Here is a 16,656-nt window from a genome sequence, read left to right as displayed (position 1 = left end):
ATTCTCGTATTCTCGGTAACAATCAAAGCGATATTGATACCAGTGCTGATGTGATCGATTTAGCACTGGCGGGCGGACGAGCGGTAGGTACCTATAAAAACACCTTGGGTGAAAAATACATAGCCGCTTATGCGCCAATAAAAATTAAAGATTTAGACTGGGCTCTTGTGGTTAAAGTTGCCGAGAAAGAAGCATTTGCTCGAGTTCGTCAATTAGAAAAATTATTTATTGTCGCCATGTTAATTGCAACGATTTTAGTCGTCATTGCTTCTCATTATTTATCCAACTTTATCACCGCGCCTTTATTAAAGTTAACATGGGCAGCAGAGCGTGCTTCCGCGGGCGATCTCGATCAAGCGATCATCAATACTCAACGTCGCGATGAAATTGGCCGACTGGCTGTCAGCTTTGAACGCATGCAACGTTCTATCCGAGAAAAAATCCAGCTTATTAAGTCGCAAAATATTGAGTTAGAAAATAACATTCAAGTTATTCGCAAACAAAACGACGAATTACAATTAACCGATAAACTTAAAGATGAGTTTCTTGCCACCACCTCGCATGAACTCCGAACCCCATTACATGGCATGATAGGTATTGCTGAAGCATTAATTTCTGGGGCCAATGGTCCAATCAATGCCGCACATAAATATCAACTCGATATCATTATCAGTAGCGGACAACGACTGGCAAGCTTGGTTGATGATCTCTTGGACTACCATAAAATGCGTTATGGTCATTTAGACATGGATTATCGAGCCGTCAATCTCGCCAGTGCCACTCGCTTAGTATTGGAGCTTTCTAGCCATTTATTGGGCAAAAAACAAATTCGAATTATTAACCAAGTCGCTGAAACATCCGTCTGGGTATCGGCTGATGCTCAACGCCTTGAACAGGTGTTATATAACTTAATTGGCAACGCGATTAAATATACCTCTGAAGGGAAAATTGTCATTTCTGCCACTCAGTTGCAAGATCATGTTCGAGTACAAGTCGTGGATACAGGGCAAGGCATTCCAGCCGAACAGCTAGAGCATATTTTTGAGCCGTTGATTCAAGCAGGGCACGATAGTAGCCGTTATCGCCAAGGTGCTGGCTTAGGGCTATCGATCAGCCGTCAGTTAATTGAACTGATGCATGGCTCGTTATACGTCAGCAGTCAACCCATGGTCGGTACGACATTCAGTTTCACACTACCACTCGCAACACAAGAACAGATAGAACATGTGCAACGAACTCAAATCGCACACTTTCAAGTTCCAGAGTTTACCGAGTTAGAGCAGGACGATGAACACCATCTTCCTGAAAATCCTGACGGGCCACTGTTATTAGTCGCTGATGATGAACCGGTCAATTTACGCATACTAGATAGCTTTTTACGCTTAGAAGGCTACCGCGTGAAAACGGTTTTAGACGGTCATGATGTATTATCTGCCGTTGAACACGATCAACCTGCGCTTTTATTACTCGATATTATGATGCCCGGTATGAGTGGTTACCAAGTATGCGAACAGCTACGTCAACATTACGATCATGCGCAGTTACCTATTATTATGCTCACAGCGCTCAATCAAAACGATGATCGCCTCAAAGGGTTTGACGTGGGTGCTAATGATTACTTATCAAAACCCTTCAATAAACAAGAGCTGGCCGCTCGTATTCAAGCCCATTTAACAGCAAGCCAAGCAGAAAAAAGACGCATCGAAAATGCGCAATTGCAAAAAGAGCTAAAACAAAGAGCAATGGTTGAAGCGAGCTTACTTGAAACTCAGGGCCGATTATTAGAGCAGCTCGATTCAGCACCAGAAGCTATTTTGTGTCTACGCGATGATCATAAAATTCGCTTTGCTAATGAAGCGGCAACTCGACTATTTAAACGCAGTCAGGAACAGCTCAAGCGTTCAGATGCTGAAGAGTTAATTGCAGCAAAGTATTTACTGGTCGAGCAAGAACATTACTGTGGAAACATTGATATCTATGTCGATGATATTAGGCAACATATTTCAGCCGATATTCTGCGTCTTCCTGAAGGCTCTGGGTTTAAAGCCATGTATATCTTTAATATTGGAAACAATGTCAATGCAACAAGAATCCATCACTTAGAAACCGCAGTAGAGGCCTTATCTAGCTATGCCTTTGAGGGTGATAAAGACAAACTCCAACAATTAAAAGAACTCGGTGGAGAATTTACCCGTATTGCAGAAAAAGTAGCGGGAGAGCATCAATCTAAACAAGATTTAATGCGCTCAGTGCTGGTTGAAGCAATGACCAGTGCACTTGATTACTGGGAAAAAGCAACGGGGCAAAGTAAATTTACCTTTGCTGAACAAAGTGGGTTATGGCGTGTTTATTTAGACCGTAGTACCTTGCAAACCCGCACATTAGATAAATACCTAAGAATTGAAACCCTGCCTAAAACGCCTCGCTGGCGCACGGTGCTTAACTCACTAGACTATATTCTGGAACATTGTAAAGAACAAAGTCCAGAACGAACCTATATCGAGGTACAACGCGATAAACTGCAAAAACTATTAACCAGTGACTAGGGTTTGTTGACCTTTCGCGATTAAATTTCGTTCGAGATAAAAGCGTTTGCGGCTACTTGCTACGGCGTTATCGACTTCTCATCAGGTAGAGTAACGACATTTTAAATGTCTCTGCCTTGAATAAAGAAAGCACAAACGGCTGCAACAATCAGCTCAAAAGATCAACTGCCCCCTAATTCAGTCGACCTAAAAAACCCGTTTTAACGGGTTTTTTATATTGTCCCGTCTAATACCTTCCTTGCCCTAAACCTCACTAGCATGATCAAATCATGCTTTATTCATTCGGTACAGCGGACTCAAACATACATCCTCTGCTTTGAGGCTTGCTAGGGGTTTTCATCATGCCAATAACACACCAACGCACCTTGATTTACAGAGCAAAAAAACTCACTTATCCGGCATTTTATGTTTAGACCAAAACCTCGCTTACTGGTGATTTTTGATAGAAAAATATTGTCAAGGCTGCTCACGCTTCACTTATCGCTAAGGTTTGCGATGATAATCACAACAATTTGCCAGATTTATTTTCCGGCTAAAACTTTCCGTTTTATCCGGTAGTGAGCAAGATCTCAATAATCTTAAAAAAAATAAAAACCCTTCATTTAAAAACATTTAAATGATAGCGAGCACTCACTATTTTAATGTAATAATAGGAAGAACGTGATCCGCCTCACCGTTCATTTTTCAAACTCAAAAGGGCCTAAAAAACAAATTTTAACAAAAATGACGAGACAATGGGTGTTTTTGACATTTTTAACGAGAATTGAAATTGATAATTTTCCCCACAAGGTGTTTCCTTAGTCTTGTCAACGGCCTACAGGCCACTCATTCCATCTTGCTCCTCCGGCATGATGAATATAATGAGGTAGGTCATTGCGAGTGTTAATCCAATGATGACATTCATATCCATTTGTGAAATGAAAGCAAATAGTAAGGAACAGCTATGCTTGCCAATATTAAAAAAACAGCACTAGCCGCAGCCGTTATTGCCGCTGCCAGCAGTGTTTCCGCTCCAGCGCTTGCGCGTAGTGAGCTGACCATCGTGCCAGATTTCTATCCAACTATGGTGCGTAACTTTAACCCCTACCTAGCAACTAACCTACGTACTACCACTGATTTTATTTATGAACCTTTAGTGGTTTTTAATGAAATGCACGGCAATACGCCTGTCATGCGCTTGGCAGAAAACTTTAAGATGTCAGATGACTTAATGAGCGTTACTTTCGATATTCGTAAAGGCGTGAAATGGTCAGATGGTAAAGGATTCAGTGCAAATGATGTTATTTACTCATTTGGCCTACTCAAAAAGAAACCAGAACTTGATCAGCGCGGTATCAATAAATGGGTAACCAGCATTGAAAAAATTAATGATTACAAAGTACGTTTCCGTTTAAGTGAAGCCAACTCTAACGTACCGTATGAAATTGCTCAGGTGCCAATCGTCGCAGAGCATATTTGGAAAAAAGTCAAAGATCCTGCAACCTTTACGAACGAAAATCCAGTAGGTACTGGCCCATTTACTGAGATCGACACCTTTACTCCACAGCTTTACATCCAGTGCCGTAACCCAAATTATTGGGATGCCGCAAACTTAGAAGTAGACTGTCTACGCGTACCACAAATTGCTAATAACGACCAATTGCTGGGCAAGATTGTTAACTCAGAATTAGACTGGACTTCTTCTTTTGTACCAGACATTGATCGTACTTACGCGGCCGCAAGTCCAAAACACCATTACTGGTATCCTGCAGCCGGTACACAAGCATTTATGGTCAACTTCAAAAACTCAGATCCAGCGAAGAAAGAAGCACTGACTAACGTTGATTTCCGTCGTGCATTCTCTATGGCACTGGATCGTCAAACCATCATTGATATTGCGTTCTATGGCGGTGGCACAGTCAACGACTTTGCTTCAGGGCTTGGTTATGCGTTCCAATCATGGTCAGACGAAGCAGTTCACAATAAATACAAAGGGTTCAATACTTATAACGTTGATGGCTCAAAAGCATTGCTTGCTAAAGCGGGCTTTAAAGACATCAATGGTGATGGCTACGTAGAAACCCCATCAGGAAAATCTTTTGAACTCTTGATTCAATCACCAAACGGTTGGACTGATTTCAACAATACCGTTCAGCTCGCCGTTGAACAATTACAAGAAGTCGGCATCAAAGCTCGCGCTCGTACACCTGAATTTGCTGTGTATAACCAAGCAATGTTAGAAGGTGATTACGATGTGGCTTACACCAACTATTTCCACGGTGCAGATCCATACACGTATTGGAACAGTGCTTACAATTCAGCCTTACAAAAAGGTGATGGCATGCCTCGCTTTGCGATGCACTACTTCACCAACAGTAAGCTGGATAGTTTACTTGATAGCTTCTACAAAACTGCGGATAAGAATGAACAGCTAGAAATTGCTCATGGTATCCAGAAAATCATTGCAGAAAATCAAGTCACGATTCCAGTGCTGTCTGGTGCTTGGATGTATCAATATAACACCACTCGCTTTACTGGATGGTGGAACGAAGAAAATCCTAAGGGCCGTCCAAGTATTTGGGCTGGTATCCCAGAACGTCTACTTCACGTACTGGATTTAAAACCAGTTAAGTAAACGTTTATTCCAGCGGCGTACCCGTTACGCCGCGATTTAAAATCCCCCTCGCTTATCCATTGTAAGTATGGCGCATGTCGTCAGGGGATTTCTCGCTCTTAATTTCGCAAGGAGCGGCCTGAATGAAAGATCAGGAAAACTGGGTGAGTAAGGTGTAAGTTATGGGTTATTTTTTAAGACGTTTGTCGTTCTATTTTGCCGCGTTGCTGGTCGCAGCAACACTAAACTTTATTATACCGCGAGCAATGCCGGGTGATCCGGTTACCATGATGTTCGCACACGCAACAACACAAGTAACGCCTGAACGAATCGAAGCAATGCGCCAACTGCTAGGATTCGTTGATGGGCCTATCTTGATGCAATATTTTACTTATATGAAGAGCATCCTCAGCTGGGAGCTTGGGACTTCAATCAAATTTTATCCGTTAAGTGTCAATGAATTATTGGCTAGCGCTTTTGGGTGGTCTCTGTTTTTAGCCGGTACCGCCGTGATCATCTCTTTTTCGATTGGCTCAATTCTTGGCATTTTTGCAGCATGGAAACGAGGTAGCTACTACGATACGTTTATCACGCCGGGAATGCTGGTCATTCAAGCCGTGCCACAAGTCGTTATTGCGATGCTGGCCATGTTCACTTTTGCCATCGGATTAAGATGGTTTCCAACCGGCTATGCTTATACTCCCGGAACCCTACCCGATTGGACCAGCTGGGAATTTATTAAAAATGTCGGCTATCACGCTGTTCTCCCCCTTCTTTGTGCTTCCATTGTGCAAATTGGTGGCTTTTTGGTCAACATGCGCAACAACATGATCAACTTACTCGCCGAAGATTATATCACGATGGCGAAAGGAAAAGGGCTAAGCGAAAACCGAGTAGTCTTCAACTACGCGGCTCGTAATGCACTGCTACCGAGTGTCACGGCATTATCGATGTCTTTGGGTATGTCGATTGGTGGCCAATTGATCATTGAAATTATCTTTAACTACCCCGGTCTTGGCACCGTACTGTTTAACGCTATCACATCACGTGATTATCAAGTCCTACAAGGTCAGCTCATCATTATGACCCTCTTTATGCTGTTCTTTAACCTTCTAGCCGACATGCTCTATGTTGTGCTCGACCCTCGCTTACGTAAGGGAGGCAAATAATTATGAAAGCACTATGGAAACTACTGCGCGGCAATCGAATGGCGATGCTTGGCGTAACAATACTCAGTTTATTCTTATTAATGGCGGTATTTGCACCTTTTATTACACAACATGCGCCTGATAAGCGCACGGGTAATCCCCATGAATATCCAAGCTTTGTGGTAAAAGCAGCCAAAGCAAACCCGGATGGCTGGGTGGCTGAAAACTTGGGCAATGATCGTCGAAAATTAGCCATGTCGAAAAAAGAAAATCACGTGTTAGGAACAACTCGAATGGGACGTGATGTGTGGTCTCAAGTTGCTTATGGCGCTCGAGTGTCTCTTGCGGTCGGCTTCGGTGCAGGGATGACCGTCTGTTTTCTTGCGACAGTCATCGGTGTTTCAGCTGGCTATTTTGGCGGTAAAATTGATGACTTCTTGACCGCGGCAATGAACATTATGTTGGTTATCCCGCAATATCCATTGTTATTTGTGGTCGCTGCCTTCATCGGTCAAGCGGGGCCATTAACCATTGCGCTGATCATCGGCTGTACCTCCTGGGCTTGGGGGGCAAGGGTTGTCCGAGCCCAAACCATGGCACTACGAGAAAAAGAGTTTGTGAAAGCCGCTGAAGTGTTAGGAGAATCTTCTTGGCGAATCATTTTTGTCGAAATACTGCCTAACCTGATTTCGATTGTGGGAGCCAGCTTTATTGGATCGGTCATGTACGCCATCATGATGGAAGCCACTATCTCCTTCCTTGGCTTAGGCGATCCAAACACCATTAGCTGGGGCATCATGCTATATAACGTACAAACCTCATCTTCCATGCTAATTGGCGCTTGGTGGGAACTGTTAGCACCTTGTATATCCTTAACCTTACTGGTGACAGGTTTAGCGCTGCTGAACTTTGCGGTTGATGAAATTGCCAACCCACAATTACGTTCTCACAAAGGAATGAAACGCTGGAAAAAACTGGCTCAACAAGACAAACGTCAGCGTAAGCCAGTTCTAGAACCTCAACCAGCTATTTGGAGCGGAGACAAATAATTATGACTGAACCACTTATCTCAATCCGCAACCTTTGCGTTGACTATATTACTGATGCCGGCGATGTCCGCGCTTGTAACGACGTGAGTTTTAATATTGCTCCAGGGGAAGTATTTGGCCTCGCGGGAGAGTCTGGTTGTGGTAAATCCACCGTTGCCTTCTCTCTGATGCGTTTACATAAGCCGCCCGCATTTATTACCGGAGGCGAGGTCATTTTCAACGGTGAAAATATCCTGAAATATAGTGATGACCGTATGCAATCGTTCCGTTGGAACGAAATGTCGATGGTCTTTCAAAGTGCAATGAACGCACTTAACCCAGTGCTCACGATGGAAGAACAGTTCTGTGATGTGATTATGCGTCATACCTCTATGACTCGTGCGCAAGCGAAACGGCGAGCAGAGGGGTTACTCGAAATTGTCGATATTCATCCAAGTCGCTTAAATGACTATCCACACCAATTCTCAGGCGGGATGCGCCAGCGCCTGGTGATTGCAATTGCGCTAGCATTAAACCCTAAGATGATCATTATGGATGAACCAACCACTGCATTAGATGTGGTGGTTCAGCGGGAAATATTGCAAAAGATCTACGCCCTAAAAGAGGAGTTTGGATTTTCTATCTTATTCATTACCCATGATCTGTCATTGATGGTCGAGTTTTCTGATCGTATTGGCATCATGTACTCTGGGGAACTGATCGAAGTTGCACCATCTAAACAGATCTTGGAAAACCCGTATCACCCTTATACCAAAGGTTTGGGTAGTTCCTTCCCTCCATTAACCGGGCCCAAAACAAAACTAACCGGGATTCCAGGCAACCCATTGAATTTACTTGAAATACCGGAAGGTTGTCGCTTTCAGGCTCGCTGTGATCGTGTCCATGAAGCCTGCACTAAAGTGCCCACAACGTTACGCCAGATCGAGCCTAATCGGTTCTCAAACTGCCACCTTTATGGTGAACCGATAACCCAAGTAAAACTGTAGGCTGCGACGCAGGTAATCACCGTATTTCTGGAGACAATTATGAGTAAAGCATTAGGTGAGCTGTTAATGGAAGGGAAAAACTTAGTCAAAGATTTCCCAATCAACAGCAATGCACTAAAACAACCCATGATGCGTGCAATTAACGACGTATCATTCAAAATGTACAAAAGTCGTGGTTTGTCGGTCGTTGGTGAGTCCGGCTCAGGTAAATCCACCACCGCTAAAATGATTGCCAAAATGTACGCTCCAACCTCTGGATCAATTGAGTATAAGGGCAAGAACATATTAGGCATCAAATCCCGCAAAGAACTGATGCACTATCGGGAAGGTGTACAAATGGTATGGCAAGATCCTTTTGGATCACTCAACCCTACACACACCATTTTTCACCATATTGCTCGCCCGTTACTGATCCATAAAAAGGTAACCCCGGGCAATAAAAAAGAGTTGCAAGAACGGGTTTATGACCTACTCGAGCAAGTTGGCTTGATTCCTCCTAAAGAAACCGCAGAGAAGTACCCCCATCAACTTTCAGGGGGACAACGACAGCGGATTAACTTAGCTCGTAATATCGCGGTCGGCGCAGAAGTTGTACTGGCAGATGAACCGACGTCAATGCTAGACGTTTCGATCCGCGCAGGGGTGCTCAACCTGATGGAAGAGATGAAGTTTGAAAAACAGATGTCTCTGCTTTACATCACACACGATATCGCAACAGCACGCTATATCGCAGAAGACCTTGCTGTGATGTATGTGGGCCACATGGTTGAATGGGGAGATACCGATGAAATCATTCATGATCCACAACATCCCTATACTCAATTGCTTGTCTCTGCGGTGCCCGATCCGAAAAAATCGATCCATGAGAAATTAAAAGGAAACAAAGGAGAAATCCCACTATGGACGCCAGATTCACTCGGATGTCCTTTTGCCGGTCGCTGTTTACATGCTAGCGATAAGTGTCGAGAAGCTTTGCCACCGGTTACTCAATTGTCGGACAACCATTTTGTCCGTTGTTACCTGTATGAAAAATAACACGTTGCGCTCAGCTCACTGAGCGCTCTTTTGTGTGAAGTGCGGAGAAGTAAAATGCAATTGCTCATCAACCATATTGGCTACGAAACTTTTGGCCCCAAACAAGCGGTATTACTGGCTGATGACTCAAGTTTATCAAGCAAAGAAGTTAGCTTGATATGCGCGCACAGTCACCAAACTGTTGCTCGTATAGCTATCAAAATAGGTGGACGAGTTGATCATTGGCATCATGGTGATTTCTATCAACTCGACTTTTCTTATATCACTCAAGAAGGGCAATATTATCTCCGCCTTGAGCAAACGCAATCTGCTTGTTTTGTGATCAAGCAAGGGTTGCTGATGCAATCGACCTTTTCAGATGTGCTGCATTATTTTAAATCGCAACGATGCTCCGGCATTTTTGATAAGCAAGATAAGCACGTACCACTTCTAGGCACTCACACCACTGCCGATGTGCATGGAGGTTGGTACGATGCTTCTGGTGACGTAAGTAAATACTTAAGTCACCTTTCTTACGCTAACTATTTGAACCCACAGCAAACACCGATGGTGGTTTGGAACATGCTCAAAGGGTTAGCGATTTTAAACCATCACTCGGGTTTTGCCGCTTTCCCTCGCACTCGCCTCATGGAAGAAGCGTTGTTTGGTGCTGATTTTCTGGTTCGAATGCAAAACGCCGAGGGTTTTTTTTACATGACCGTCTTTGACCAATGGAGTAAAGAGATCAAACAACGGGAAATCTGCGCGTATTCGACGCAAAAAGGTCTAAAATCAGCGCAGTTTCAAGCAGGCTTTCGCCAAGGTGGTGGTATCGCTATCGCTGCTTTAGCGGCCGCAGCAAGGCTAGAAATCAGCGGAGATTACTCTAGTCAAGACTACCTTGCTGCGGCAGAACGGGGGTATCACCATTTAAAAATCCATAACCTCACTTACCTTGATGATGGACAAGAAAATATCATTGATGAGTATTGCGCCTTACTCGCGTGCTGCGAGCTTTATCGTACCACGCAACAAGATCCATACTTATTAGCAGCCCGAGACTGGGCTAAACGTTTATCTGCTCGACAATATTGTGATGAACAACAAGCGTATTTTTGGTCAGCGAACAGCAATGGCTCTCGTCCTTATTATCATGCTGTGGAAGCAGGGCTTCCGGTTATCGCATTATGTGAATACCTTGCAATCGAACCATCCAAAAATCATCAATTGCCTATCCAGCAAGTGGTCGAGCGTGCTTGCCAATTTGAACTAACCATCACACAAGAAGTTGCCAATCCCTTTGGTTATCCACGTCAGTACGTTTGTGATACTCAAGGGAATAAACGTTCTAGCTTTTTTGTGCCGCACGACAATGAAAGTGGTTATTGGTGGCAAGGTGAAAATGCTCGCTTAGCCTCTCTCGCATCCATGGCCTACCTTGTTCAACCTTACTTAAGCGATGAAACCACCCAGTCCTCGCTGCTCGGTTTCGCCAATAATGCTCTCAATTGGATTCTCGGGCTCAATCCTTACGACATATGTATGCTTGATGGCCACGGTCGAAATAACCCAGACTACCTACCCCATTTAGGTTTTTTTAACGCAAAAGGAGGCGTCTGTAATGGCATCACTGCGGGCTTTGAGGACGAAAGCGATATTGCCTTTAATCCTATCGCTCAAAAAGATGACATGTTACAAAACTGGCGTTGGGGAGAACAATGGATTCCTCATGCGGCTTGGTATTTGTTAGCGATTACATCTCAATATGTCCACTTTTCTTCCGCACCAGGAGCAGACCAATGATCAGCTATTACGTCGGAATCGATGGCGGAGGCACCTCGTGCCGAGCCAGAATTCGGGATCAACACGGAACACTCATTGGAGAAGGAAAAAGCGGCAGTGCCAATATTTTACTGGGGATTGCACCTGCAATGCAGTCGATCACGGCAGCCATTAGCCAAGCAGCTCAACAAGGTGGATTAAATAAGCAACACTTTTCTCATATGCATGTTGGATTAGCGCTTGCGGGTGCCGAGCATCAGACAAGCTGGTTTGCATTTATGCAGCAGTCTCATCCATTCGCTTCGATGACCCTCAATACCGATGCATACGGTGCCTGTCTAGGCGCGCATAACGGTAACGATGGGGCAATTATCATTGCAGGAACCGGCTCTTGTGGCTTATTCATTCACCAAAGTCAGCAGCATATCGTGGGCGGGCGTGAGTTCCCCATTTCTGATCAAGGGAGCGGTGCGGCAATGGGGTTGCATCTCATTCAGCAGTTGGTCTTAATTCATGATGGCATTCGCCCAGCTACTGCGCTGAGTGATGCTATCTTCGCTTATTTTGCCGATGATATTGACCAGATTGTCTCTTGGTCTAAGAACGCCCTACCCAGAGATTATGGTCAATTTTGCCCGCAAGTTTTTTTATTTGCCGAGCAAGGTGATCCGCTCGCCATGGAGCTTCTTAAACAAACGGCTCGTGATATCGAAATGTTCATTTTTGCACTGCGTGCCAAAGGAGCCTCACAATTTTGCTTAATGGGCAGTATCGCAGAACGCATCATCACTTGGCTCGCTCCACCCGTTCAACACTGGATTGTCCCTGCTCAATTTGATGCGATTGAAGGCGCATTAATGTTTGCTGGCAAACCAGAACACAACTTGTATAAAGGATAGAATTATGAGCTATCGAATAGACTTTGCGGTACTCTCAGAACAGCCTTCCCATTGCCGTTTTGGTCTAACATTACATAATCTAAGCGATCAAGATCTGCACCATTGGACGCTGCATTTTTCTATTGAGCGCTACATTGAATCCGACACCGTAACTCAAGGTCAACTACAGCAAGTTGGTAGCTTTTGCTCCCTGTTACCAAACCAAAAAACATTGGCAGCTAATAGCCATTTTTACTGTGAATTTTGTATAAAAACGGCCCCTTTCCATTTTTATAGTGATGGGATTAAAGAAGCATTTATTCAACTTAGTGATGAACATCCGATTACCCGCTACCCGGTCATCGTCACCCCCATTGCTTTGGCTTCGCCCTACCGAGAACGCAGTGAACTTCCCGCGGTTGAGGTTGCTGAGTTGTGCTTGATTCCCTACCCCAATCATGTCGAGCAACAGCAAGGCGTGTGCCATCTTACGGCTAACCGCTCAATAGACATACAAACGCCGCTGGCTGAATCCGCCGCTCATTGGCTAACAGAAGAGCTCACCTCTTTGCACCATTTCACCTTAGCAGGCGAGGGGGCGATTGCTATCACTTATCGCTTAAATCCAACCCTTGATAACGGGTGCTATCAACTCAAAATTGAACACGATAGCATTCTTGTTGATGCCAATAGCCAACAAGGATTTGTTCATGCTAGCGCCAGCTTGTTGCAACTGGCGAAAAAAACGCAAGACGCATTAACCTTCCCACAACTGAGTATCGTCGATCATCCTCGCTTTTCATACCGCGGTATGATGCTCGATTGTGCACGTCATTTTTACAGTGTGGACGAGGTAAAAAGGCTCATCAACCAACTTGCACACTATAAATTCAATACGTTTCACTGGCACTTAACCGATGATGAAGGGTGGCGAATTGAGATTAAATCCCTTCCCCAATTAACTGATATTGGAGCGTGGCGCGGGATGGGTCTTCCCGTTGAACCGCAATACAGCAAATTAACCGAGGTACATGGCGGCTTTTATACGCAACAAGAGATAAAACAAGTCATTGATTATGCTGAAAAACGTGGCATTACGATTATCCCGGAAATTGACATTCCTGGTCATAGCCGTGCCGCGATTAAATCATTACCGGAATGGTTAGTCGATAAAGACGATCACTCCACTTATCGTAGCATCCAATACTATACCGATAATGTTCTCTCGCCAGCATTGGCCGGGACTTATCGCTTCATGGATCTGGTACTGGAAGAAGTTGCGGCCCTTTTCCCAAGCCATTTTATTCATATTGGCGCTGATGAAGTCCCGCATGGTGTTTGGCTCGCTAGCACCAAATGCCAAGCCTTAATGAAGGAGCATGGCTATCAAGACGCCAAAGAATTACAAGGCCATCTGCTGCGCTACGCTGAGAAAAAACTCAAGTCACTAGGCAAACGTATGGTGGGGTGGGAAGAGGCACAACATGGCAATAAAGTCAGCAAAGATACCGTTATCTATTCTTGGCTTTCCGAACAAGCAGCGTTGCAGTGTGCCAAACAAGGGTTTGATGTCATTTTGCAACCGGGTCAATTTACCTATCTCGATATAGTACAAGACTACGCTCCTGAAGAACCAGGCACTGACTGGGCTGGCGTGATACCGCTCGAACGAGCTTATTACTATGAACCATTAGCAGAAGTTGCTGACGATAATCCTTTGCGCAAACGCATTTTAGGTATTCAGTGTGCCTTATGGAGTGAACGTGTTAATCACACATCACGCTTGGATTATATGCTCTATCCTCGCCTTACTGCCTTAGCAGAAGCTGGCTGGACAGAAAAACCACAACGCCACTGGATCAATTATCTTGCTCGTCTTAAAGGACATTTACCCTTATTAGACAAACAAGGCATTGGTTACCGAGCCCCGTGGAAAGTATAAAACGAAACCAGAGGGTTGCCCCTCTCCTGTTTTCTCTAGCATCGATATTGAGCGATACCCTGTATCGCTGTTTTAAAAGGAAATTACCATGAAATACGGCTATTTCGATAATGAACATCGTGAATATGTCATTACTCGCCCGGATGTACCCGCTCCTTGGACGAATTACCTAGGAACAGAAAAATTTTGCAGTGTGATCTCTCATAACGCTGGGGGTTACTCGTTTTACCACTCTCCTGAATACAACCGAATCACTAAGTTTCGCCCGAACTTTACGCAAGATCGTCCCGGTCACTATGTCTATCTACGCGATGACCAAACCGGAGACAGCTGGTCAATTTCATGGCAACCGGTCGCCAAAAATTTAGACCAAGCGAAGTACGAAGTTCGCCATGGCCTTTCTTATTCTAAGTTTCGATGTGAGTACAACGGCATCACGGCCAGCAAGACGCTATTTATTCCGAAAGGAGAAGATGCCGAACTTTGGGATGTGGTGATCGAAAACACTTCGGATCAAGTACGAACAATCAGTGCTTTCAATTATGTAGAGTTCTCTTTTAGCCATATTGCTTCTGATAATCAAAACCATCAAATGTCATTATACTCGGCTGGAACTGAGTATGCTGATGGTGTCATTGAGTACGATCTTTACTACAACACCGATGACTTCTTAGGTTTTTACTACTTAACCTCCACTTTTGATCCCGATAGCTATGACGGTCAACGTGATGCTTTTTTGGGTATGTATCGAGATGAAGCAAACCCAATCGCCGTTGAACAGGGACGCTGCTCTAATAGCGCACAAACCTGCTACAACCATTGTGGTGCTTTGCATAAGCAATTTATTCTACAACCGGGAGAAAAAGTCCGTTTTGCCGTGATTCTTGGCGTCGGTAAAGGTAATGGCGCAAAACTACGTAAAAAATATCAAGATTTAAATCAAGTCGATAACGCTTTTGCCGGTATCAAAGCTCACTGGAATGAGCGCTGTGCTAAATTCCAAGTGAAATCGCCTAACGAGGGGCTAGATACCATGATCAACGCATGGACCCTTTATCAAGCAGAAACTTGCGTCGTTTGGTCTCGTTTTGCCTCCTTTATCGAAGTGGGAGGCCGTACTGGGCTTGGCTACCGAGACACGGCACAAGATGCCATTTCAGTGCCTCACACCAACCCAGCCATGACACGCAAACGTCTGGTGGATTTACTACGTGGGCAAGTCAAAGCCGGGTACGGGTTACACTTATTTGATCCCGACTGGTTTGATCCAGAAAAAGCCGATGTTAAACCATCTAAGTCACCCACGGTGGTCCCTACGCCTTCTGACGAAGACAAAATCCACGGTATTAAAGATACCTGTTCCGATGATCATTTATGGATCGTGCCAACTATTCTCAATTACGTTAAAGAAACCGGGGAGCTTGATTTTATTGACCAAGTTATTCCCTACGCGGATGGTGGAGAAGCCAGTGTCTATCAGCACATGATGGCCGCTCTTGATTTCTCAGCTGAATACGTGGGTCAAACCGGTATTTGTAAAGGTTTACGTGCAGACTGGAATGACTGCTTAAACCTCGGTGGCGGGGAATCGGCGATGGTTTCTTTCCTGCACTTCTGGGCGTTAGAAGCATTCTTAGAGCTTGCAAACTATCGAGGCGACAATGTAGCGATAGCAAAATACCAAGCCATGGCTGATAAAGTTCGCCAAGCTTGTGAAACTCATTTATGGGATGAACAAGGGGAATGGTATATCCGTGGCTTAACCAAAGATGGCGATAAAATTGGCACCTTCGACCAGCCAGAAGGAAAAGTGCATTTAGAATCCAATACCCTCGCGGTATTATCTGGTGCCGTTTCCGCAGAGCGCGGCCAAAAAGCGATGGATGCTGTTTATCAATATCTGTTCTCACAATACGGTTTACACCTTAATGCTCCTTCCTTTGCCACCCCCAATGATGACATCGGTTTTGTAACTCGTGTCTATCAAGGCGTGAAAGAAAATGGCGCGATCTTCTCACATCCTAACCCATGGGCATGGGTTGCAGAAGCCAAACTTGGTCGTGGTGATCGAGCAATGGAGTTTTATGATGCCCTTAATCCTTATAACCAAAATGACATCATCGAAACGCGGGTCGCTGAACCTTATTCCTATGTGCAATTTATTATGGGGCGCGATCATCAAGATCATGGCAGAGCCAACCACCCTTGGTTAACCGGAACTTCTGGTTGGGCTTATTATGCCACAACCAACTATTTGCTTGGTGTGCGCTGTGGCTTTGATAGCTTAACGATTGATCCTTGTATTCCAACCTCATGGCCTGGCTTTGAAATTACCCGTCAATGGCGTGGAGCGACTTATCAGATCAAAGTAGAAAACCCACAAAACGTCAGTAAAGGCGTGCAAACCCTCATCCTTAATGATCAGGAGGTTGAGGAGATCCCCGCTCAACCGACCGGCAGTATCAATCACGTTACCGTCATTATGGGTTAAATATTCTGGGCGCAGTGATACTGCGCCCATACAAGGAGTACAATAAATGATTCAATTTGGTACTGGTGGCTGGCGAGCCTTTATTGGTGAAGAGTTTACCAAAGACAACGTTCGTTTAGTTGCTCAAGCACTAGCCAATATTATCAATGCGGAGCAAGTCGCTCAGCCTGGATTTGTGATTGGCTATGATCGACGTTTTTTATCCGATAAAGCCGGACGCTGGTTTG

10 protein-coding genes and 1 pseudogene are annotated in these 16,656 nt (G+C 44.7%); all 11 read left to right on the top strand.

All coding sequences use genetic code 11. From position 1 onward, the window contains the following. Window positions 1–2,546, top strand: a 2,546-nt coding sequence (locus B7C60_RS04500; protein ID WP_245868541.1) for a hybrid sensor histidine kinase/response regulator, incomplete at its 5' end; no start/stop codon positions are given. A gap of 943 nt (window positions 2,547–3,489) precedes the next feature. Further along, window positions 3,490–5,160 (top strand): ABC transporter substrate-binding protein, encoded by a 1,671-nt coding sequence (locus B7C60_RS04495; RefSeq protein WP_099610616.1) that lies wholly within the window; start codon window positions 3,490–3,492, stop codon window positions 5,158–5,160. 161 nt (window positions 5,161–5,321) lie between these two features. Further along, window positions 5,322–6,308, top strand: a complete 987-nt coding sequence (locus B7C60_RS04490; RefSeq protein WP_099610615.1) for an ABC transporter permease — start codon at window positions 5,322–5,324, stop codon at window positions 6,306–6,308. Between the two features lie 2 nt (window positions 6,309–6,310). Next, a complete protein-coding gene (locus tag B7C60_RS04485) occupies window positions 6,311–7,336 on the top strand; it encodes an ABC transporter permease (RefSeq protein ID WP_099610614.1) in 1,026 nt (341 codons plus the stop codon). 2 nt (window positions 7,337–7,338) lie between these two features. Continuing rightward, on the top strand, window positions 7,339–8,322 hold the full coding sequence (locus B7C60_RS04480; RefSeq protein WP_099610613.1) for an ABC transporter ATP-binding protein: 984 nt from the start codon (window positions 7,339–7,341) through the stop codon (window positions 8,320–8,322). A 39-nt stretch (window positions 8,323–8,361) separates the two neighbouring features. Continuing rightward, window positions 8,362–9,357, top strand: a complete 996-nt coding sequence (locus tag B7C60_RS04475; RefSeq protein ID WP_099610612.1) for an ABC transporter ATP-binding protein — start codon at window positions 8,362–8,364, stop codon at window positions 9,355–9,357. 54 nt (window positions 9,358–9,411) lie between these two features. Then, window positions 9,412–11,139 (top strand): glycoside hydrolase family 9 protein, encoded by a 1,728-nt coding sequence (locus B7C60_RS04470; RefSeq protein WP_099610611.1) that lies wholly within the window; start codon window positions 9,412–9,414, stop codon window positions 11,137–11,139. Further along, complete coding sequence (locus tag B7C60_RS04465) at window positions 11,136–12,017, top strand: glucosamine kinase nucleotide-binding domain-containing protein (protein WP_099610610.1); 882 nt, start codon at window positions 11,136–11,138, stop codon at window positions 12,015–12,017. The genes B7C60_RS04470 and B7C60_RS04465 overlap by 4 nt, the downstream gene beginning before the upstream one ends. A 4-nt stretch (window positions 12,018–12,021) precedes the next feature. Then, window positions 12,022–13,938: a beta-N-acetylhexosaminidase gene (locus tag B7C60_RS04460; protein ID WP_099610609.1), complete on the top strand. Its 1,917-nt coding sequence runs from the start codon at window positions 12,022–12,024 to the stop codon at window positions 13,936–13,938. Between the two features lie 88 nt (window positions 13,939–14,026). Beyond that, window positions 14,027–16,429 (top strand): glycoside hydrolase family 94 protein, encoded by a 2,403-nt coding sequence (locus B7C60_RS04455; protein ID WP_099610608.1) that lies wholly within the window; start codon window positions 14,027–14,029, stop codon window positions 16,427–16,429. Between the two features lie 46 nt (window positions 16,430–16,475). After that, a pseudogene (locus B7C60_RS17835) lies at window positions 16,476–16,656 on the top strand (phosphoglucomutase/phosphomannomutase family protein); the annotation flags it as partial.

The organism is Vibrio fujianensis, assembly GCF_002749895.1.
GTDB classification, from domain to species: Bacteria; Pseudomonadota; Gammaproteobacteria; order Enterobacterales; family Vibrionaceae; genus Vibrio; species Vibrio fujianensis.
This window is presented reverse-complemented; position numbering and strand designations above follow the sequence as displayed.

Excerpts from the sequence above, each read along its gene's own strand:
- B7C60_RS04495 (WP_099610616.1), top strand. The coding sequence starts at position 3,490 with ATGCTTGCCAATATTAAAAAAACAGCACTAGCCGCAGCCGTTATTGCC.
- B7C60_RS04490 (WP_099610615.1), top strand. The coding sequence starts at position 5,322 with ATGGGTTATTTTTTAAGACGTTTGTCGTTCTATTTTGCCGCGTTGCTG.
- B7C60_RS04485 (WP_099610614.1), top strand. The coding sequence starts at position 6,311 with ATGAAAGCACTATGGAAACTACTGCGCGGCAATCGAATGGCGATGCTT.
- B7C60_RS04480 (WP_099610613.1), top strand. The coding sequence starts at position 7,339 with ATGACTGAACCACTTATCTCAATCCGCAACCTTTGCGTTGACTATATT.
- B7C60_RS04475 (WP_099610612.1), top strand. The coding sequence starts at position 8,362 with ATGAGTAAAGCATTAGGTGAGCTGTTAATGGAAGGGAAAAACTTAGTC.
- B7C60_RS04470 (WP_099610611.1), top strand. The coding sequence starts at position 9,412 with ATGCAATTGCTCATCAACCATATTGGCTACGAAACTTTTGGCCCCAAA.
- B7C60_RS04465 (WP_099610610.1), top strand. The coding sequence starts at position 11,136 with ATGATCAGCTATTACGTCGGAATCGATGGCGGAGGCACCTCGTGCCGA.
- B7C60_RS04460 (WP_099610609.1), top strand. The coding sequence starts at position 12,022 with ATGAGCTATCGAATAGACTTTGCGGTACTCTCAGAACAGCCTTCCCAT.
- B7C60_RS04455 (WP_099610608.1), top strand. The coding sequence starts at position 14,027 with ATGAAATACGGCTATTTCGATAATGAACATCGTGAATATGTCATTACT.